This is a genomic window from Streptomyces sp. NPDC091376 (assembly GCF_044757085.1).
Classification (GTDB): Bacteria; Actinomycetota; Actinomycetes; order Streptomycetales; family Streptomycetaceae; genus Streptomyces; species Streptomyces pratisoli.
The window spans coordinates 166,193-185,383 of the sequence record NZ_JBIVUF010000012.1; the positions used below are offsets into that span (position 1 = coordinate 166,193).

Genomic DNA, 19,191 nt, shown 5'->3' on the forward strand with positions numbered 1-19,191 from the left:
GCCGCGCCCGGTTTCCCGGCCGGGGCCCGCACCGTACAACGGCGTACGGAGCGGGCCCCGGCGCCTTTTCGCGTTCGGTGCCTCACTCCGCGCGCGGTCAGCGTCCCCGGTCCTCCAGGTACCGCGTGTGGGTCTGCTGCCGGCGCGCCTCCGCCTCGCGCAGCGCCGAGGCGATCGCCTCCGCCTCCCCGTACAGCAGCCCCAGCTGCCGCTCCAGCTCACGCTCCGGCGGTGCCGCACCCGGGTTGAGGCGGGTCCACCAGCGGGTGCGGGTATAGGTGTCGACCGACTCGGGGATGTCCTGGCGGACCGTACGGGACAGCGCGTGCACCGCCTCCGGGTCCAGGGCCAGGGCCTGGGCGACCCACCCGGGTTCCAGCAGCGCCGCCAGCAGGGCGTCCAGCTCGGTGAGCCGGCCGGCCGCGGCGGGCGGCAGGTCGACCGCCGCCAGGTACTCCCGCAGCCGGCCGAAGTCGCCGCGGAGTTCGTCGAGCTGCTCGGCGGGCTCCGCGAAGCCGGGCGCTCTCGGCCGCTCGGGCGGCGCGATCAGCGCGCCCGCGGCGTACAGCCCGGCGACGACGACCGGCCAGTAGGCGCCCGCGACACCCGCGAACGTCAGCCCGAGGCCGGCCAGTCCGCAGACGCTGCCCGTCAGGTTCTTCCTGGATTCGAGGAAGCCGAGCACCCTGCCGGGCGCCCCGCTGTCACTGGTAGCCACGGATCTCCTCGAAAGCACCGTCCAGGGAACCCTTCTGCGCGTCGAACAGCCGCCCGCCCGTCAGTTCCGCGATCCGGGTCAGCTCCCCGCGGTCGGAGTCGCCGAAGAGAATCGGGAACACGGGCGTGTGCCGCTGCGCGGCCGGCAGCGCCCGGTAGTAGGACTCGAACATCCCGGCCGAGGCACCTGCCGTGTTCTCGCCGTCCGTCATCAGCACCACGGAGGTGAACGTGTCACCGGACGGCCCGCGGCCCAGATACGCGTACGCGTCCCGCAGACTGCTGAAGATCGCCGTGTCGCCGTCCGCCGTGAGTCCCTCCGCGTCCTTGCGGATCGCGTTGCGGCCCGTGTCCGGGTCCGCCGGGTCGAGCGTGTGCGTCAGCTGCGCCTTGACCTGCGAGCCGAACGGCATCAGCGTCACCTCCTCCCGGTTCCGGAAGTCCCCGGTCAGCTCCGCGAGCGCCTTCTTCAGCCCGTCGAGCCGGTCACCGGCCATGGACCCGGAGGTGTCGAGGACGTACACCGTGCGCGAGGGCCTGCGGAGCGTGTTCTCGTACGCATCCAGGAGCCCGTCCGCGACGGACCGGCTGCCGGGGAAGGGGAGTTCGCGCCGCTGGTCGGTGGCGAGGCCGGCCGCCGGCCGTACGGACGGGACGACCGGCCGCCGGAACGTCTTCTCGGTGATGGCCCGCTGTGCCTGCGGCCCGCGCAGGTACTCGGTCAGCCTCCGGCCCGACTCGCGGGCCTCGCGCGGCGCGGAGGTGAGCAGCGTCAAGGGATAGTCCGCCGTCACCACCCCGTCCTTGGGCCGGATCACGGTCAGCCCGGTGGACATCAGCACCGACTCGTAGTTGACGATCGCGTCGACCGTCCCGCGCCGCTTGTAGGCGGAGGCCAGCCAGCCGGAGGAACCGGAGGTCAGCTTCTGCCCGGCGAAGAACTGCTTGAGCCTCGGCGTCGCCTCGGCGACGTCGGCGTCGGTGAGCGCGGACTGGGCTCCGGACAGTCCCGAGGCCACCGAGACCAGCGCGGAGAAGCCCGAGTTGGACCGCTCCGGGTCGGTCATGCCGTACGTCAGTCTCCCGTCGGCGACGGCCCGGTGCAGCTGGGACCAGGTGACGGAGTCCGGCTGCCAGCCGAGCCGGCGGACCGTCTGCGGCTTCACGCCGATCGCGACCGGCGACGTCATGATGGGCGTCTCGCTGCTGATCCGTCCCGCGCTCCCGGGCCGCAGCCGCAGATAGTCGTTGGACGAGAGCCACACGGCGTCGTAACGCCCGTCCGCACGGCCCGACATGATCTGCTCGACGGCGTCCAGCGTCCCGGTCCAGGTGGGGCGCACGGTCACCCCGGTCTTCGCCGCGGCGGCGTCGAGCACGGGCTTCATGTCGCTCAGCTCGCTGCTCGCGAGCACCCGGAGCGTGCCGGTGCGGTACGCGTCGTCCGGGCCCCCGGCGGGCTTCGCGCCCGGTTCGGTGCACCCGGCGGCGCCGGCCACGAGCAGGGCGGCGAGCGCGGCCCCGAGCACCGTGCGCGGTCTCATGCCTGCCCGCCTTCCAGCGCGTTCGCCGAGCGCGTGCGCGCCAGGTGCGTGCTCGCCGCCTGGAGTTCCGTCGTCAGGGACTCCACCGTCGCCGCCATCGACTCGGTCGCCTGGACCTTGTACGTGTCGATCGCGTCCAGCGTCCGGTAGATCTGCTGGAAGGCGGCCCGGAGGGTCTCGGCGCCGACCGCCGGGTCCGCGGCGATGCGCTGGATCTCGCCGCTCTGGGTGGCGAGCATCTCGGCGTTGCCGCGGATCAGGTCCTCCGTGGTCGCGCGCAGCGTGTTGACCTGCTCGGTCACCTTGCGCTGGTTCTCCAGCGCGGAGGACAGCATCACCGCGATCCGCAGCGCGGACACGGTCGTCGTCGCGGCCCGGTCGACGCCCTTGATGAGTTCCTCGTTGTTGCGGCGGACCACGTCCATCGCGAGGTAGCCCTGTGCGCACACCGCGAGCTGGGTGAGCAGGTCCTGGTGCTTCTGCCGGACGGGGAAGAGGACGTCGGCGCGCAGCGCGTCCGCCTGGGCCGGGTCGGCGGTGGCGCCGATGCGCTGCTCGACGGCCGCGTCGAGGGCCTCGGTGAGGACCGCGTACTCCTGGAGCTTGCCCATCGTCTCCCAGAGCCGGGTGCGTTCGGTGTACAGGGCCGCGTTGTCGCGGCGCAGTTCGTCCTGGCCGCCGCGCAGGGCGCCCACGATCCTGTTCAGCGTGGCCTGCGAGGAGGCGTACTTGGCGACGTGGTCGCGGAACCTGTTCCCGCCGGGCAGCCGGGACAGGAACTTCCGCGCTCCCTTGCCCGGCGTGTCGCGCGGGTCCAGGTCCTCCACGGTCCGCCGCAGTTCGACGAGCGACGAGGCGACCCGTGCCTGGGCGTCCTGGCCGCCGGCGGCGTCGGTGAGCGAGCGGACCGTGCGGTCGAGCATGCGGTTGGACTGCTGGGCCGCGCCGCGGATCTCCCCGGCGCCGAGCCCCGCGATCTCGCCGATGCGGTGCGCGAACTCGGGGGAGCGGGCGTCGAGCCCGGACAGCGACCCCACGTACTCGCCCGCGCGGCGGGTCATCTCCTCCCGTACGGAGTCGTCGAGAGGCACGAGCCCCGCCGCCTGCTCGCTGCGCACCGGCGCCACGGGCTCCGGCGGGGTCAGGACCAGCGCGTCACCGCTGTTGCTGTTGTCGGTCATCTGTGAGTCCCCCTACGACCGGGCCCGCTGCGCCATCGCGTGCAGCACCGCGGAGGTGGGCACGGGCGCCTGGCGGACCCCTGTCAGCTTCTGGTTGAGGTACGCGGTGTGCGGCGCGGTGGCCGAGACGAACTCGGCCGCGGCGCCCTGCGGACGGAAGCCGTGGCGTACCGCCAGCTCCCGCAGCCGCCTGTCGGTGCCGAGCACTTCGCCCAGCCGTCGTCCCTCCGTGGTGAGGGGTACGAGCGTGTGGTCGCTGGAGACGGTGGTGTCCGGGTACAGCACCACCAGGTCCCCGACGTCCTGCCGCTGCAGCAGCAGCGAGGCGACCTGCGACTCGTAGACGAGCACCAGAGGGTTGCCCACTCCGCTGATGAAGTCGCGGAAGGGTGCGTCGGAGTTGGTCTGCTGGGCGCCCTGCACGGCGATGAGCTTCTTCATCAGCGGCGCGGTGCGCGTGACGGCGGCCCCGTCGGTGGCGACCTTTCCGCCGTCGGCCACGTACGAGGCCGCGGCCAGATACAGCGCGCCCGAGCTGGACGCGACCGGATCGGTGCTGGTGATGAACACCGTCCCGCCCAGCTCGGCGTGAGCCGCGGCCCCCTTGAGCTGCTGCCAGGTCCGGCCGGCCTTCGCCGCGTCCAGATACGGGCCCATGCGCAGGGTCCCGGAGGACTTCCCGCCGAGGGTGGCCAGTCCGTTGCCGGCGAGCACCTCGGCGGCGCCCCGGTGCGCGACCACGACGAGCGGCGAGTAGAAGGGCCGCGGCGGCGTGCCCTGGATGGTCGACTTCTTCCGCAGCGCGTCGGCGGGTGCCTTGGCGGAGGGGAAGGCGAAGTCGTAGTCGGCCAGCGGAAGGTGCTCCATGTCCCAGGAGCCGGACGTTTCCGTCTTCACGGTGAGGCCCTTGGCAGCCAGGGCCTTCACCACCTCGGGATCGGCGAAGAACTCCGCCTTCTCCGATCCGATCACTCCTCGCACGGTCTTCGTTGCCGTGCCCGGGTCCTGACTGTCTCGGCCTGCGACGACGGCGACTGCCACACCGCCGATCAGCAGCACCGCCAGGACGATTCCCACGATGCGTCTCACGGCTGCAGCGTGCTCGCGGAACCCCACATTCCAGGCGGAGTTGGGTGTACGTGGAGTGAAGCGCCGGTCGCAGTACGCCGACGGGCCCGAGGTGTGCTCACGGGCCGGGGACCCCGGGACCGGTGCGTTCCGCAGGGCCGGGGGTTTCGGAAGGTGGCACCCGGGCCGCGCGCCTCCTCGGCACGCGGACCGGGGCCGGTCAGGAGGCGCCGACCAGCTGCGTGTCGCGCAGGGCGGCGGTGTGGGCGTCCATGCACTCGGCGGCGAGGATCGCGGCCGCGGTGTCGGCGCGCGAGGCGGCGACGACCAGGGCGCGTCCGGCGAGGGCGAGGGCACGGCGGTGCAGGGCGGCCGGGTCGGCGCCGCTCAGTCCTGCGTGGCGCACGGGCGGGGCACCGCGCAGCCGGGCGACCTGTTCGGCGATGCGGCAAGCCTGGGCGTCGAGGCCCAGCTCGTCCGTCGTGGCGAGCAGTGCGGCGAGATGGCCGGCGAGCTGGATGTCCAGCTCCTCCTCGCGGCTGCGGTGCGGGAAGTCGGTCTCGCATGCCGACGAGTGCACCGACTTGGAGCGGATCGGTTCGTACATGGGACGGCCTCCTGCAGTAGCTCTGCGGCCATCCTAGCTTAGATCCGGTCTAAAGTTGAGTGGAGTCCGAAAGTCCGGAGTCCGGGACCCCGTGGATCATGGCTGGCTGTAGCCGTCCAGGAAGTTCCCGATCCGTGTCACCGCGTCCGCCAGGTCCTTCGTGTTGGGCAGTGTGACGATCCGGAAGTGATCGGGCTCGTGCCAGTTGAAGCCCGTCCCGTGCACCACCATGATCTTCTCGGCCCGCAGCAGGTCCAGCACCATCTGCCGGTCGTCCTTGATCTTGTAGACGTCCGGGTCGAGGCGCGGGAAGAGGTACAGCGCCCCCTTCGGCTTCACGCACGTCACGCCCGGGATCTGCGTCAGCAGGTCGTACGCCGTGTCCCGCTGCTCCAGCAGCCGCCCGCCAGGCAGCACCAGGTCCTCGATCGACTGCCGCCCCTGGAGCGCGGCGGCCACCGCGTGCTGCGCCGGCATGTTCGCGCACAGCCGCATGTTCGCCAGGATCGTCAGGCCCTCGATGTACGAGGAGGCGTGCGCCTTCGGGCCGCAGACCGCGAGCCAGCCGCTGCGGTAGCCGGCCACCCGGTAGTTCTTCGACATCCCGTTGAACGTCAGCACCAGCAGGTCCGGCGCGATCGACGCGGTCGGGGTGTGCGTGGCGCCGTCGTAGAGGATCCTGTCGTAGATCTCGTCGGAGCAGACCACCAGACGGTGCCGGCGGGCGATCTCCGTGATGCCGCGCAGGACCTCTTCGTCGTAGACCGCGCCCGTCGGGTTGTTCGGGTTGATGATCACGATCGCCTTGGTCCGATCGGTGATCTTCCGCTCGATGTCCGCGAGGTCCGGCATCCAGTCGGACTGCTCGTCGCACCGGTAGTGCACGGCCGTCCCGCCGGAGAGCGACACGGACGCCGTCCAGAGCGGATAGTCCGGAGCCGGTACGAGCACCTCGTCACCGTCGTCGAGCAGCGCCTGCATCGACATCTGGATCAGCTCGGAGACGCCGTTGCCGAGGTAGATGTCCTCGACCGAGAGCGGAACGCCCTTGGTCTCGTAGTGGCTCATGATCGCGCGCCGTGCGCTCAGCAGGCCCTTCGCGTCCCCGTAGCCGTGCGCGTCGCCGACGTTGCGGAGGATGTCCTCGAGGATGGCCGGCGGGCACTCGAAGCCGAACGCGGCCGGGTTTCCGGTGTTCAGCTTGAGGATCCGATGACCGGCAGCCTCCAGCCGCATCGCCTCCTCGAGTACCGGGCCCCGGATCTCGTAACAGACGTTGGCGAGCTTCGTCGACTGGATCACCTGCATGACGTGAGCTTACGGGCCCACCGGAATGCGCGCTTCGTGTTTTGGGCCACGCCGGACCCCCACCGAATCGCTCAATCGTTCATACGTTCGGTTTCGTGGGTACTCTGAAGGCATGGCAGGCCATCTGCAGGGTTCGCTCTTCGACCAGACCGACGAGATCCGTCCCGGTCCGCTGACGGGCATCCGCCGCACCGTGCTCGGGCAGGGCGCCTGGCTCGACGTACTGCCCGGCTGGCTCAGCGGCGCCGACGCGCTGTTCGAGGAGCTGGCCGAAGGCGTTCCCTGGCGCGCCGAACGCCGCCGGATGTACGAGCGCGAGGTCGACGTGCCCCGCCTGCTCGCCTACTACGGCGACGGCGACCCGCTGCCGCATCCCGTCCTCACCGAGGCCCGGGACGCCCTCTGCGCGCACTACGCGGACGAACTCGGCGAGCGCTTCGTGACCGCCGGGCTCTGCTACTACCGGGACGGCCACGACAGCGTCGCCTGGCACGGCGACCGCATCGGGCGCGGAGCCCGCGAGGACACGATGGTCGCCATCCTCTCCGTCGGCACCCCGCGCGACCTCGTCCTGCGCCCGCGCGACGGCGCCTGCGAGCCGGTCCGCAAGGCCCTCGGCCACGGCGACCTCGTCGTCATGGGCGGCTCCTGCCAGCGCACCTGGGAGCACGCCGTCCCGAAGACGACGCGGGCGGTGGGAGCGCGGATCAGCATCCAGTACCGGCCGCGCGGCGTGAACTGACGGACGTCGCGTGAACCGACGGGCGCGGCGTGACCGACGGACATGCCGCGCCCTGAGCGAGGCTGCCGGGATCACGGCAATGGGCGACTCTCGGCGCTGTCGACGCCGCCCCGCGAGGTGTCCGTCCTAGGCTCTGTGCGAACCGGGCAAACGGGGCCAACCGGCGATGCGTGAAGCGGAGAGCGGGGTTGCATGCTTGCCGTCACGGTCATCGCGGGAGTTCTGTTCGTCTGGGCGCTGCTGGCCCACAGGCTTTCACGCTGGAGCATCACCGCGCCCATCGCGATGATGGGCGCCGGCATCGCGCTGACCGCCGGGTCGGGACCCCCGCTCCATTTCGAGCTGGAGACCTCCGTCTTCGAGCACGCGGTCGAGGTCATTCTGGCCCTGCTGCTGTTCGTGGACGCCATCGAACTGCCCGGCGGTGCGCTCGGACGTGAGAAGGGTCCCGTCACCCGGCTGCTCGCCGGCGGCCTGCCGCTGACCCTGTGCGCCGCGTTCCTGACCGGCCTGCTCCTCTTCCCCGGCCAGTCGGGGTGGCTGCTGGCCGTCCTTGCGACCATCGTCGTACCGCTGGACCTGGCCCCCACCGCCGCCGTCGTCCGTGACCGCAGGATCCCGGCCCGGCTACGGGAGCTCCTCAACGTCGAAGGCGGCCTCAACGACGGCATCGTCTCGCCGGTCTTCCTCCTCTGCCTCGCCGCGGCCGTCGAATCGCACGGCGCCCACGCCGACTACGGTGAGGCGGTGCTGGACGCGGTCGGGGCGGCCGGCTGGGCCCTCGGGGCCGGTCTCGCCGTCGGATGGGTGGCAGGCCGGCTGCTGCGCCTGTCATGGTCGCGCGGATGGACCGAGCTGTCGGCGATGAGACTGGGCGTCCTCGCCGTGCCGCTGGCGGCCTACACCCTCTCCAGCGCCCTGGGAGGAAACGGATTCGTCGCCTCCTTCGTGGCCGGCGTGGTGATCGGCCCGGCGGTGAGGCAACTTCCCAAGGGTGCGGCGGAGCTGACCGACGATCTGGTCGTCCTCCTCTGCCTCGGACTGTGGTTCCTCTTCGGGCAGATCGTCAACGACGCCTTCGGCGACAGCTTCCAGGTCTCCGTGATCCTCTACGCGCTGCTCGCCGTCACGCTGTTCCGCATGCTGCCCGTCCTGCTCGTGCTCATGAGGACGGACATCTCGCCGGCGGACAGGCTGTTCCTGGGCTGGATGGGCCCGCGAGGCGTCACATCCATCGTCTTCGGATCGCTGGCGGTCATCGAGCTCCCCGACGCCAATGCGGACTTCATCGCGCGCGTCATGGTGATCACCGTGATGCTCAGCATCGTCCTCCACGGGCTGAGCGCCGAGCCGATCGCCCGCTTCTACGCCCGGCGCTCCACCGCCCGGCAGGCCGAGGGCCGACCGGCGACGGTGGAGTGATCCGCTAGGAGGCGCCGACGGGCCGCAGCAGACAGCGCGCGGGGGCGTCCGCGCGCAGCGTGATGCCCGCGTGGACGGGGACCTCCTGGTCCACGACCTCCAGCTCGTACTCCCGAAGGATCATGGAGAGGGCCAGTACCGACTCCAGCATCGAGAAGTGCTGTCCGATACACGCGCGCGGGCCGCCTCCGAACGGGAACCAGGCGTACCGCGGTCGCTCCTTCTCCGGCTCGGGCAGGAACCGCTCGGGATCGAAGCGCTCCGGCTCCTCCCAGTACCGGGGATGCCGGTGCGTCACCCACGGCGCCACGACCACATCCGCCCCGGCCGGAATCGCGAACCCGCCGATCTCCGTGGCCTCGACGGCTCGCCGCCCGATCGCGGGCGCCGCCGGATACAGCCGCATGGCCTCCTTCAGCACCCTGGTCAGGTACGGCAGCGCGTCGAGGTCGTACGCCTCCGGGGTGCGCCCCGCCAGTACGCGCTCGGCCTCCGCCCGCGCCCGCGCCTGCTGTTCGGGATGACGGGCGAGGAGATGGAGAGAGAAGGCGAGCGACGTGGCCGTCGTCTCGTGCCCGGCGAGGAGGAAGATCAGCACCTGGTCCCTGATCTCGGTGGCGTCCAGGCTGCCGTCCTGCGCGCTCTGTGCCTGCGCGAGCAGGGTCAGCAGATCGTCGCCCTTCGCCGAGTCCCCCTCCTTGCGCCGCTCCTCGACGATCCGGTCGCAGACGGCGTACAGCTCGTCCATGGCGGACGCGGCCCTGCGGTTGTCCGGAGTCGGCCAGTGGCGGGGCGGGCTGACGGGTGAGAGACCGCGCCGGAGCGTATAGCTCCCGATGACCGGGAAGCACCGCTCCACGACGGGGATCGCGTCCTCGACGCCCGTGCCGAACAGGATCCGGGCCACGGCGCGCAGAGCGAGCCCCGTCATCTCGTCGATGACGTCCACGGTGCCGTCGGGGGCATCGGCCCAGCGGGTGAGGAGAGCGGAGGTCTCGTCGGTGACGGCGGAGGCGTAGCCGTCCACGCGCTTGCGGGTGAAGAGCGGCTGCACAAGCCGCCGCTGCCGGAGGTAGTCGTCGTCCTGGCTGGTCAGCAGACCGTTCCCGAACGACTCCCGGACCTCCTGGTAGAACGCGTTGTCCTTGCGGAAGTTGGCCGATTCCGTGGCGAGGACCTGCTGGGCCCCTTCCGCCGAGAACACCCCGTACAGCTCCATCCGCAGCCCCGGCGGGCCCGCGGTGAACCGGACAACGTCCCCGTGCCGGCGCTGACCGGCGAGGAACGTGCCGAGCGAGTCCCGCTTGAGATCGAACACCGAGCCCAGTAAGGGCAGTCCGGCGGGTCCTGGTACGCGTGCGCCGGCAGACGTCATGCGGTGACGCCTCCCAGGAACGCGGTCCACGCGCTCGCGTTCACGGCGAAGGTGGGGCTCGTGTCGCCGAGCTTGGTGTCACGGACGTGGACGGTGTGGGGGCAGGTGGCGACCTCGACGCAGTCGCCGCCCTCGCTGTCGCTGTAGGTGGACTTGTGCCAGTCGAGGGCGACTTCGATGCAGGCACCGCCCTCGTCATCGCTGTAGCTGGACTTGAACCACGTGAGTGGGTCGCTCATAGCTCCTCCGCCACTTGCCTGATGAAGTCCGCCGAAGCCTCAACGCTGAGGGCTTGCATGCGGATCATGCCATGCGCTTCCGACAGTGCACTGACGGTGCTGAGATCCGAGTGGAGGGCACTGGTCTTAGGCGCTTCGACGTAGGCGTAGCGCTCATGTTCCGAGGTTTCCAGGAGGACCATCGAGCCGTTGAGCGCCAGGCCGTTGCCTTTGCCGCGCGGCAGGATCTGGATCGACACATTGCGCAACGCGCCGACCTTCAGCAGGGTTTTCAGCTGCCGCTGCATGGTTTCCTCGCCGCCGACCTCCGTCCGCAGGCTCGCTTCGTTCAGTACGAAGTTGAAGACCGTGCTCGTCTTGCGGGTCAGCGCCTCCTGCCTTTGCAGCCGGGCACGTACGCGCTCTTCCACTGTCTCATCGTCCAGTGGAGGGTGACTCTCGCCGATCAGGGCAGTGGCGTACTCCTCGGTCTGGAGCAGTCCGGGGATCAGGAGCGTGTCGTACGAATGTCGGGCGATGGCCTCAGGCTCAATGGCCATGAACTCCTTCGCGCGCTCCGGAAACGGCTCCGGCCTCAAGAACTCCTGCGCCGCCAGTAACTTCCCCTTTCGCCCCGCACATCTGGTCCGCCACCTGAAGCAGCCGCACGCTCGGCTTGCGGCGGCCCTGTTCCATGGACTTGACCGTCTCGTACTCGTAGTTCGCCTCCTTGCCCAGCTCCTCCCTGCTGATGCCCGCTCCTGTCCGCCAGAGCTTGATCTGGTTGCCGCAGTACCGCCAGGTCTCCGTCACGGGTCCGCCCTCCCCGGTACAGGTACGCGTGGGGTACAACCACCCTGCGTACTCAGGTCGTTACTTCATGAGGCTATGGCGCGCCAGCAGCGTAGGAGCCATGAATCAGCACATCGAGTGGCGGCTGCCCCGCAGCCCACGCAGTGCGGGCCGCGCCCGCGCGTTTCTGGTCGGGCAGGCGCGGGAGTGGAAGCTCCCGGACGACACGACGGAGACCGCCGTACTGCTGCTCAGTGAGCTGGTGACGAACGCCTGCCGTCATGCGCGGGTCTCGCCGGGCCGTGAGGTGTGGACGCGGTGCGTGCTGCGGGACGGGTTGCTGCGGATCGAGGTGTCGGACGCGAGCGACGTGCTCCCGTGCCCGCGGTCGGCCGCGCCGGACGACGAGTCCGGGCGCGGGCTCGCGCTCGTGGAGGCGCTCGCCGACGCGTGGGGCGCGTATCGGCGCGAGTGCGGGATCGGGAAGACGGTGTGGTTCGAGGTGGGGGCGGGTGTCACCGGGGACGGGGTGCGTGTTCACCGTGGGTGTGCTGCGCTTGAGGGTGTGGACGGTGTGGACGAACCGCGAGGAGGCGCCATGACCCACACGACGAAGCCGACCCGGGAATCTCGCCATCTGGAGGGAATGCGGGGCAGGCGTTACGGCGAGGTCCTGCTCATCTCGCCCACCGAGGACGGCGGACTCAAGGGGGCCGTCTACAACACCTACGGGCTCAACGACTGCCCGCTCGACAAGTGGAACGCTCTCGACGGGGTTGCCCTGGCGGAGCAGTTCCAGGTGCCCTTGGTCTTTCTGAACGGCCCCCGCTTCTGGACGATCGACGAGGTCACGACCTACGCGTGGGGAGACGTCGAGAAGTTCGACGGCCTGGAGGCCCGCTGGGCCGCCGACGTGCGCATCCCCACGGACATCGACGTGTCCGGCGCCACGCCCAGGAAGTTCTACGTCGACACCACGGTGGAGCGGGACACCGAGTACGTCCTCGACGCCGGGAAGCCCGTGTACGCGCTGGTCGGCCCGGGCGAGCGGACGTACATCCTCCAGGCGTACTCGCACACCGTGGACGACAGCCAGACCATCGATTCCCTGTCCGCGCTCGGCGAGCGCCTGGAGCTGCCGCAGGGTTGGCGCTTCCGGGTGCACACACCCGACGAGGACATGCACGTACGGACGGCGGACAACAAGGCGACCGTCCTGCAGGACGAGCTGGAGAACACGTACATGCTCCACATCCCCTGAGGTCAGGTCCCCAGAGGACCCGGGGCCGGGAGCTGTAGGCTCGGCCGGGTGCAGAGTGTGACCGGCGTGCGCCGGCTGGGGGCGAGCGGAGCGCTGGCGATCGCCGCCGGAGGCACGGTCGCCGGTGCGCTGCCGGTCCGCGACCCGTGGGGGCTGTGGGTTCCGCACGGGGCCGTGGTGACCGTCGTGGGCGTCGTGCTCGCCTATGCGGGGCTGACGCTGCTGGTCCTCGCCTGGTGGGCGTACGGAAGGCTCCTGGCCGAGGGGGAGGGGCCCGGGGTGCGGGACACCCTCGTCACCCTCGGCTGGTGGGCCGCGCCCCTCGTCCTCGCGCCGTCGCTCTACAGCGCGGACGTCTACAGCTACATCGCCCAGGGCGCGATGGTCCTCGACGGCCATGACGTCTACACGCACGGGCCGTCGGTGCTCGCCGCGGACTCGCGGGGCGCCGACGCGGCGGCGAGCGTGGGCGGCCACTGGACGGACACCCCGGCGCCGTACGGGCCGGTGTTCCTCGTCCTGGCGAAGGGCGTCGTGTGGGTCACGGGCGGGACCATCGTCCCCGCCGTCCTCGGAATGCGGCTGGTCGCCGTCGCCGCGCTCGTCCTGATCGCCTGGGCGGTGCGGCGGCTCGCGGTGGAGTGCGGGGCGGACGAGAGCCGCGCGCTGTGGCTGGCGGCCCTCAACCCGCTGCTGCTGATGCATGTCGTGGGAGGGGCGCACAACGACGGGCTGATGATCGGCCTCATGCTCACCGGGGTCGTTCTCGCCCTGCGCGGACGCTGGGTCGTGGGCAGTGCGGTCGTCGCCCTCGCCGTGCTCATCAAGTCGCCGGCGGCGCTGGCCCTGCTCTTCATCGGCGTGATCGTCGTGCGGCGCGGCGAGGGCTCCCCGGCATGGAGGGTGCCGAAGGCGCTGCTCGGTCCCGGGCTCGTCGCCGCGGCCGTCGCGGTCGCCGCGACCCTGCTCGGCGGCACCGGATTCGGCTGGCTGGGGACGCAGAGCGTCGCCGGGACCATACACACGCCGCTGTCGCTCTCCAGCGATCTCGGTCAGGGACTGGGCGCGCTGGCCCACGCGCTGACGGGAGCCGAACTCCTCACCGTGAAGGAGGCGGTGCGGAGCCTCGGCCTCGCCGTCGCGGTCGCCGCGATCGCCTTCTTCGCCCTCGGTGCGCTGCGCGGGCGGCTGCACCCCGTGCGCGGTCTCGGCCTGTCGCTGCTGGTGCTGGTCGCGCTCTCGCCGATGGTGCAGCCGTGGTACCTGCTGTGGGGGACGGCGGTGGTGGCGGCGACCGTTACCGCGTGGGACGACCGGATCGTCCCGGTGCTGATGGTGCTGTCCGCGGCGCTGGTGTACGAGACCGCGCCCTCGGGGCACACGCCGCTCTACGGATTCGTCCTCGCCGCCGTCGCGTGCGCGACGGCGGCCGTGGTGCTCCGGCGCCGGCCGCTCACGGAGCCGGGCGGACCGGGGTCCGGCGGACCGCCCGTCCCGCCAGCACGTCCGTACGCTTCCCGTCCTCGATGACGAACCTGCCGTCGATCAGGACGTGCGGGATGCCCGTGGGAAGCGTGCGCGGGGCGTCGAACGTGGAGCCCGCCGCGACCGTGTCAGGGTCGAACAGCACCAGATCCGCGCGGTAGCCCTCGCGCACCAGGCCGCGGTCGGGCAGGCGGAGCCGGGCGGCCGGGCGGGAGGTGAGATGGGCGACCGTCTCCTCCAGGGACAGGACGCCGAGGTCGCGGGCGTACCGGCCGAGGTATTGCGGGAAGGTGCCGTACGCGCGCGGGTGGGGCTTGAAGCCCTGGAGGATGCCGTCGCTGCCGCCGGTGTGGACGCGGTGGCGCATGATCTCGCGGACGTTCTCCTCGTGGCCGACGTGCTGGAGGATCGTCGAGCCGAGCCGGTCGGCGAGCAGCAGGCGGCGTGCGGTGATCCACGGTTCCTCGCCGCGCGCGGCCGCGCTCTGCGCGATCGTCCTGCCGACGCAGGACGCCAGGCCGGGGTCGGAGACGCCCGAGATCTCGATCGTGTCCCACTCGATGGGCACACCGTGGCAGCCGTCCGAGCCGACGACCTCCAGATGGTGGCGGATCCGCTCGGCGGTGGCGTCGTCGGCGAGGCGCGTCAGCGTCGCCTCCGGGCCGCCCTCGCTCGCCCAGCTCGGCAGCGTGGCGACGAGTGTCGTGCAGCCGGGGGTGTACGGGTAGGTGTCGAGGGAGATGTCGGCGCCCGCGTCGAGGGCCTCGTCGAGCAGGGCGAGCAGTTCGGGTGCGCGGCCCTTGTTCACGCCGAAGTTCATGGTGGCGTGGGCGAGATGGAGGGCGCAGCCGGCGTCGCGGGTGAGGCCGACCATCTCCTCGTACGCCTGCAGGGCGCCGGCGCCGTAGCTGCGGTGGTGGGGGCAGTAGTAGCCGTCGTAGCGGGCCACGACCCGGCACAGCTCGGTGAGTTCGGCGTCGTTCGCGTACATGCCGGGGGTGTAGGTGAGGCCCGACGACATGCCGACGGCGCCCTGGTCCAGGCCCTCGGCGACGAGCTGCTTCATGCGCGCGAGCTCGGCGTCGGTGGCGGGGCGGTCGTCCCAGCCGACGGCGTACATACGGACGGTGCCCTGCGGGACGAGGTAGGCGGCGTTGACGGCGATGCCCTGGCCGCCGTGGGAGCGGTCGAGGCGGTCCAGGTACTCGCCGACCGTGCGCCAGTCGAAGTCGATGTCGGAGCCGTCGCCGTTCCAGCCGGTGATGGACCTGCGTACCTCGGCGAGCGTGCGGTCGTCGACGGGCGCGTACGACAGGCCGTCCTGGCCGAGGACTTCGAGGGTCACGCCCTGGGCGGCCTTGGCGCTGTGGTCGGGGTCGCGGAGCAGCGCGAGGTCGCTGTGCGCGTGCATGTCGATGAAGCCGGGGGCCAGCGCGAGGCCGTCGGCGTCGATCGTGCGCCGGGCCGTGGCGCGAGGGCCGCCGCCCTCGCGCTCCCGGGTGATGGTGGTGATCCGGCCGTCCTCGACGCCGACGTCGGCGCGGTAGGAGGCGCCGCCGGTGCCGTCGATGACGCGTACGTCGCGAATGACGAGGTCCATCGGGGTGCCTTTCTGGCTGCGTCGGGGTGCCGGACCGTGGGCAGGCCGGGTTGTCGGGCAGCCGGGAGACCGGGCTGCCCGACGTCGGTCAGAAGAACGTGCGGATGTAGTCCGTGACCGTGCCGTCCGACTCGGCCACGGGGATCAGCTGCCACTTGTCGAACGACGTGCACGGATGCGACAGCCCCATGCCGACCCAGTCCCCGACCTCCAGGTCCGCGTCCTGCGCCGTGCGGATCCACGCGTGCTGGTCGGACAGCCCGGTCACCGTGATGCCCGCGGCCGGCCGCACCGACCCGTCCCGGGCGTCGCGCACGACCTGGGCCTGCGGCAGGTCGAGGTCGTACGCGGCGTCGCGCTTGCCCGCGTTGGCGAAGGCCTGCTCCCGGGTCGGCCGGGAGACGACCTGGGCCCAGAGGCGGAACGCCGGCTCCAGGGCGCCCTCCTCGGGGACGCGGTTGAACGGCGTGAGGTGCTTGTAGTGGCCGTCGTCGTGGGACACGTACGCCCCGGAGCGCAGCAGCTTCAGCACCGGACGGGACAGTTCGGGGATCTCCGCGAAGACCTCGGCGACGGAGTCGAACCAGGCGCTGCCGCCCGCGCTGACCACGACCTCCTCCGCGTCCGCGAACCGGCCGTCCTTGTCGAAGGAGGCGGCGAGCGCGACGAGTCGGCGCAGCCAGTCGCCCACCCGCTCGGGCGTCGCGTCCGGGACCTCGCCCTCGTAGCCCGCGACGCCGACCAGCCGCAGCGTGGGTGCCGCGGCGACCGCGTCGGCGACGGCGGCGCAGTCGGCGTCGGTGCGGGCGCCGGTCCGGGCGCCCTCGCCCGCGCCGAGCTCGATCACGACGTCCACCGGCCGGGTCTCGCGGCCCGGACTCCGCAGCGCCTCGTCCATCAGCTCCACGCCGCGCACGGAGTCGACGTAACAGACGAACCGGAAGTCGGGGTCGCGCTCCAGCTCGCCGGCGAGCCAGCGCAGCGCGACCGCGTCGACGAGTTCGTTCGCGAGGAAGATGCGCTTGATCGCGTGCGCGCGGTAGACGCGGACCTGGTGGGGGACCGCGGCGGTGATGCCCCACGCGCCGCGCTCCAGCTGGCGCGCGAAGAGCTGCGGCGACATGGAGGTCTTGCCGTGCGGGGCGAACGCGAGGCCGTGGCGCTCGGCGTAGGTCTCCAGCAGGGCGAGATTGTGCTCCAGGGACTCCGCGGAGAGCGCGAGCACGGGAGTGGTGAAGCCACCGGTGAAGAGGTTGCGCCGCTGGGCGGCCAGCTCGCCGACGGTGAGGCCCTCGGCGTCCGGAGGGAGCGCCTTGAAGCGGTGGTCGACGGTCTCGCGGTCCAGCTGCGCGAGCCCTTCGACGGCGTTGTCGGCGGGCATGGTGTGCCTCCTCCAGCTGTGGTTGCAGCATGTGCAATGGTCATTGCGTATAACGCTTAACGCTGTCTAACATCCGAGCCGACACCGGGTCAATGGACCCGTACGACGAGCGAGGAGCGCCAGGGTGACCGGAACCGCAGCAGTGGACGGTGACGTCGTGGACGTCGTCTGCCTCGGCGAGTCCATGGTCACGTTCCTGCCCTCACGGCCGGGCCGCCTCGCCGACGTACCGTCCTTCGCCCGCACCATCGGCGGCGCGGAGTCGAACGTCGCGTGCGCGCTGGCCGCGGCGGGGCACGCGGTGAAGTGGGTCAGCCGGGTCGGCGCCGACGGCTTCGGCGACCATCTGATCGCGGCGGTCGCGGCCTACGGCGTCGACACGAGCGGTGTGCGGCGGGACGCGAACCGGCCGACCGGCATCTACTTCCGCACGGCGACCGACCGGGCGACGGACGCGCACGAGGTGCTCTACTACCGGGCCGGGTCCGCGGCGTCCGCGATGTCTCCCACGAACGTTCCCCACGAGGACCTCGACGGTGCGAGGGTGCTCCATCTGTCCGGGATCACCGCGGCGTTGTCGCCGGAGTGCCTGGGGCTCATGCGGGTGCTCACCGCTCGGCGGGCCGGTCGGCCCCTGGTCTCGTTCGACGTGAACCACCGGCCCGGACTGTGGCGTGAGGACCCGGCGGTGCTGCTGGACCTGGCACGCGGGGCGGACGTCGTGTTCGTGGGCGAGGACGAGGCGGAGGAGGCGTGGGGGCTGCGCGGCGCCGCCGCGATCCGGAGCGCGCTGCCGGAGCCGGCGGTGCTCGTGGTGAAGCAGGGGGCGCGGGGCGCCCTGGCGTACACCCGCCCCGCCCGGAACCCCGCCGCCTTTGAGGCCGGCGAGGCCGGGCACCCCGGGGACACCGTCACTCACGTTCCCGCGCCGCGGGTCGATGTCGTCGCCGCCGTCGGGGCCGGTGACGCGTTCGCCGCCGGCTTCCTGTCGGCGACCTTGCGCGGACTGCCCGTGGAGGCGCGGCTGCGGCACGGGCACCTGACGGCCGCCGCCACGCTCACCGTCGCCGGTGACCTCGGCACGCCGCCGCCCACCGCGTACGCGGACCGTCTCGCCGCCCTGGACGACGAGCGCTGGGGGACACTGCACCTCGGCCCCGGCTGGACCGCAGCCGACCAGGCCATGGAGGAGGTACGTACGTCATGAGCCAGACCGTCGACCGCGCCCTCAGCATCCTGCCGCTGCTCGCGCAGGGCCCCGCGGACCTCGGACAGGTCGCCGAGCGGCTCGGCGTCCACAAGTCCACCGCGCTGCGTCTGCTCCGTACGCTCCACGAGCACGGGCTCGTCTACCGCCAGCAGGACCAGCGCTACCGCCTCGGCGCCCGGCTCTTCGCCCTCGCGCAGGAAGCCGTCGAGAACCTCGACATCCGCGAGATCGCCCACCCTCACCTCGTTGCCCTCAACGAGCAGTGCGGGCACACGGTCCACCTCGCCGTCCACGAGGAGAACGAGGTCCTCTACATCGACAAGGTGGAGAGCCGCTACCCGGTCCGGATGTACTCCCGGATCGGCAAGCCCGTCGCGATCACCGTCGCCGCCGTGGCCAAGCTGCTCCTCGCCGACCTGCCCGAAGCCGAACGCCGCGCGATCGCCGAGCGCCTCGACTTCCCCATGTACACGCCCCGTTCGATCCCGAACGCCGTCGCCTTCCTCAGGGAGCTGGCGACCGTACGCGAACAGGGCTGGGCCACCGACCTCGGTGGCCACGAGGAGTCCATCAACTGCATCGGGGCCCCGATCCGCGGTGCGGACGGCCGTGTCGTCGCCGCCATGTCGGTCTCCGCGCCGAACGTGGTCGTCACCGCCGAGGAACTCCTCACCCTGCTCCCGCTGGTGCGCCGCACCGCCGACGCCATCACCCGTGACTACTCAGGCAAGGACTCCGTATGACCGAGAAGACCGCGATCACCCCCGCCACCCACACCACCCCGCCCGCCAAGTTCTCCCACGGCGTGCGCAAGGGCAACATCCTCCAGGTCGCCGGACAGGTCGGCTTCCTCCCGGCCGTCGAGGGCCAGGCGCCCACCGTCGTCGGGCCGGCCCTGCGCGAGCAGACCCTCCAGACCCTCGCCAACGTCAAGGCGATCCTGGAGGAGGGCGGCGCGAGCTGGGACGACGTGATGATGATCCGCGTCTACCTCACCGACGTGGACCACTTCGCGGAGATGAACGCGATCTACAACGCGTACTTCGAGGAGCAGGGCCTCAAGGAGGCCCCCGCCGCCCGTACGACCGTGTACGTCGGCCTGCCCGCCGGACTGCTCATCGAGATCGACGCCCTGGCGGTCCTGAGCTGAGCAGGCCCGAGCTGATCCCGTTAGCGCTTCCCCACGAGCTGATCCCGCTGCACCAGCCGCTCCACGGCACGGCGCCCTCCGCACGGCGCCGTGCCGCGCTCCCCCCTACCCGAGAACGAGGTCCCCCTGC

At 71.6% G+C, this 19,191-nt stretch carries 19 protein-coding genes; 7 read left to right on the forward strand and 12 right to left on the reverse strand.

What is annotated here, in order from left to right:
* Positions 1 to 97: 97 nt before the first annotated feature.
* The 6 genes from ACIQMR_RS25380 to ACIQMR_RS25405 all read right to left on the reverse strand — a co-directional run bounded on the left by ACIQMR_RS25380 (position 98) and on the right by ACIQMR_RS25405 (position 6,425).
* Complete coding sequence (locus tag ACIQMR_RS25380; protein WP_401391427.1) at positions 98 to 718, reverse strand: hypothetical protein; 621 nt, start codon at positions 716 to 718, stop codon at positions 98 to 100.
* Complete coding sequence (locus ACIQMR_RS25385) at positions 705 to 2,261, reverse strand: substrate-binding domain-containing protein (protein ID WP_401391430.1); 1,557 nt, start codon at positions 2,259 to 2,261, stop codon at positions 705 to 707. The genes ACIQMR_RS25380 and ACIQMR_RS25385 overlap by 14 nt, the downstream gene beginning before the upstream one ends.
* Entirely contained in the window at positions 2,258 to 3,442 is a 1,185-nt protein-coding gene (locus tag ACIQMR_RS25390; RefSeq protein WP_401391433.1) for a toxic anion resistance protein, read from the reverse strand. The genes ACIQMR_RS25385 and ACIQMR_RS25390 overlap by 4 nt, the downstream gene beginning before the upstream one ends.
* Positions 3,443 to 3,454: 12 nt before the next feature.
* Positions 3,455 to 4,558 (reverse strand): hypothetical protein, encoded by a 1,104-nt coding sequence (locus tag ACIQMR_RS25395; protein ID WP_401391436.1) that lies wholly within the window; start codon positions 4,556 to 4,558, stop codon positions 3,455 to 3,457.
* Between the two features lie 172 nt (positions 4,559 to 4,730).
* Positions 4,731 to 5,117 carry a hypothetical protein gene (locus ACIQMR_RS25400; RefSeq protein WP_401391439.1) on the reverse strand — a complete coding sequence of 129 codons (387 nt, stop codon included), beginning with the start codon at positions 5,115 to 5,117 and terminating at the stop codon, positions 4,731 to 4,733.
* A gap of 96 nt (positions 5,118 to 5,213) precedes the next feature.
* Entirely contained in the window at positions 5,214 to 6,425 is a 1,212-nt protein-coding gene (locus tag ACIQMR_RS25405) for a pyridoxal phosphate-dependent aminotransferase (protein ID WP_401391442.1), read from the reverse strand.
* A 112-nt stretch (positions 6,426 to 6,537) separates the two neighbouring features.
* Between ACIQMR_RS25405 and ACIQMR_RS25410 the strand changes: the two genes are divergently transcribed.
* Positions 6,538 to 7,167: an alpha-ketoglutarate-dependent dioxygenase AlkB gene (locus ACIQMR_RS25410; protein ID WP_401391445.1), complete on the forward strand. Its 630-nt coding sequence runs from the start codon at positions 6,538 to 6,540 to the stop codon at positions 7,165 to 7,167.
* Between the two features lie 192 nt (positions 7,168 to 7,359).
* On the forward strand, positions 7,360 to 8,589 hold the full coding sequence (locus tag ACIQMR_RS25415) for a cation:proton antiporter (RefSeq protein ID WP_401391448.1): 1,230 nt from the start codon (positions 7,360 to 7,362) through the stop codon (positions 8,587 to 8,589).
* A 4-nt stretch (positions 8,590 to 8,593) separates the two neighbouring features.
* Here the strand turns inward: ACIQMR_RS25415 and ACIQMR_RS25420 are convergent, their stop codons facing one another.
* From ACIQMR_RS25420 to ACIQMR_RS25435, 4 genes are read right to left on the reverse strand one after another with little or no spacing between them, the layout of a single operon-like run.
* Complete coding sequence (locus ACIQMR_RS25420) at positions 8,594 to 9,964, reverse strand: cytochrome P450 (protein WP_401391451.1); 1,371 nt, start codon at positions 9,962 to 9,964, stop codon at positions 8,594 to 8,596.
* Positions 9,961 to 10,203, reverse strand: coding sequence for a DUF397 domain-containing protein (locus ACIQMR_RS25425; protein WP_401391453.1), 243 nt, complete (start codon positions 10,201 to 10,203; stop codon positions 9,961 to 9,963). Before ACIQMR_RS25425 ends, ACIQMR_RS25420 begins: the two co-directional genes overlap by 4 nt.
* Positions 10,200 to 10,742: a DUF5753 domain-containing protein gene (locus ACIQMR_RS25430; protein WP_401391456.1), complete on the reverse strand. Its 543-nt coding sequence runs from the start codon at positions 10,740 to 10,742 to the stop codon at positions 10,200 to 10,202. The genes ACIQMR_RS25425 and ACIQMR_RS25430 overlap by 4 nt, the downstream gene beginning before the upstream one ends.
* The gene (locus tag ACIQMR_RS25435) at positions 10,732 to 10,995 is read right to left on the reverse strand and encodes a helix-turn-helix transcriptional regulator (protein WP_401391459.1); all 264 of its coding nucleotides are present in this window, start codon (positions 10,993 to 10,995) and stop codon (positions 10,732 to 10,734) included. The genes ACIQMR_RS25430 and ACIQMR_RS25435 overlap by 11 nt, the downstream gene beginning before the upstream one ends.
* 100 nt (positions 10,996 to 11,095) lie before the next feature.
* Here ACIQMR_RS25435 and ACIQMR_RS25440 point away from each other — a divergent pair, with 100 nt between their 5' ends.
* Together ACIQMR_RS25440 and mptB are read left to right on the forward strand one after the other, a co-directional pair.
* Complete coding sequence (locus ACIQMR_RS25440; RefSeq protein ID WP_401391462.1) at positions 11,096 to 12,235, forward strand: ATP-binding protein; 1,140 nt, start codon at positions 11,096 to 11,098, stop codon at positions 12,233 to 12,235.
* Positions 12,236 to 12,283: 48 nt separating this feature from the next.
* Complete coding sequence (gene mptB / locus ACIQMR_RS25445; RefSeq protein ID WP_401391465.1) at positions 12,284 to 13,765, forward strand: polyprenol phosphomannose-dependent alpha 1,6 mannosyltransferase MptB; 1,482 nt, start codon at positions 12,284 to 12,286, stop codon at positions 13,763 to 13,765.
* Here mptB and ACIQMR_RS25450 read toward each other — a convergent pair.
* Both ACIQMR_RS25450 and ACIQMR_RS25455 read right to left on the reverse strand, forming a co-directional pair.
* Entirely contained in the window at positions 13,689 to 15,320 is a 1,632-nt protein-coding gene (locus ACIQMR_RS25450; protein ID WP_401391467.1) for an amidohydrolase family protein, read from the reverse strand. The two genes, mptB and ACIQMR_RS25450, sit on opposite strands and share 77 nt — an antisense overlap.
* 88 nt (positions 15,321 to 15,408) lie before the next feature.
* Positions 15,409 to 16,701, reverse strand: a complete 1,293-nt coding sequence (locus ACIQMR_RS25455) for an alanine racemase (RefSeq protein WP_401391470.1) — start codon at positions 16,699 to 16,701, stop codon at positions 15,409 to 15,411.
* A 184-nt stretch (positions 16,702 to 16,885) separates the two neighbouring features.
* Here ACIQMR_RS25455 and ACIQMR_RS25460 point away from each other — a divergent pair, with 184 nt between their 5' ends.
* From ACIQMR_RS25460 to ACIQMR_RS25470, 3 genes are read left to right on the forward strand one after another with little or no spacing between them, the layout of a single operon-like run.
* On the forward strand, positions 16,886 to 17,908 hold the full coding sequence (locus tag ACIQMR_RS25460; protein WP_401391703.1) for a sugar kinase: 1,023 nt from the start codon (positions 16,886 to 16,888) through the stop codon (positions 17,906 to 17,908).
* Positions 17,905 to 18,654 carry an IclR family transcriptional regulator gene (locus ACIQMR_RS25465; protein WP_401391473.1) on the forward strand — a complete coding sequence of 250 codons (750 nt, stop codon included), beginning with the start codon at positions 17,905 to 17,907 and terminating at the stop codon, positions 18,652 to 18,654. Before ACIQMR_RS25460 ends, ACIQMR_RS25465 begins: the two co-directional genes overlap by 4 nt.
* On the forward strand, positions 18,651 to 19,061 hold the full coding sequence (locus ACIQMR_RS25470) for a RidA family protein (RefSeq protein WP_358669658.1): 411 nt from the start codon (positions 18,651 to 18,653) through the stop codon (positions 19,059 to 19,061). The genes ACIQMR_RS25465 and ACIQMR_RS25470 overlap by 4 nt, the downstream gene beginning before the upstream one ends.
* The last annotated feature ends 130 nt before the right edge of the window (positions 19,062 to 19,191 follow it).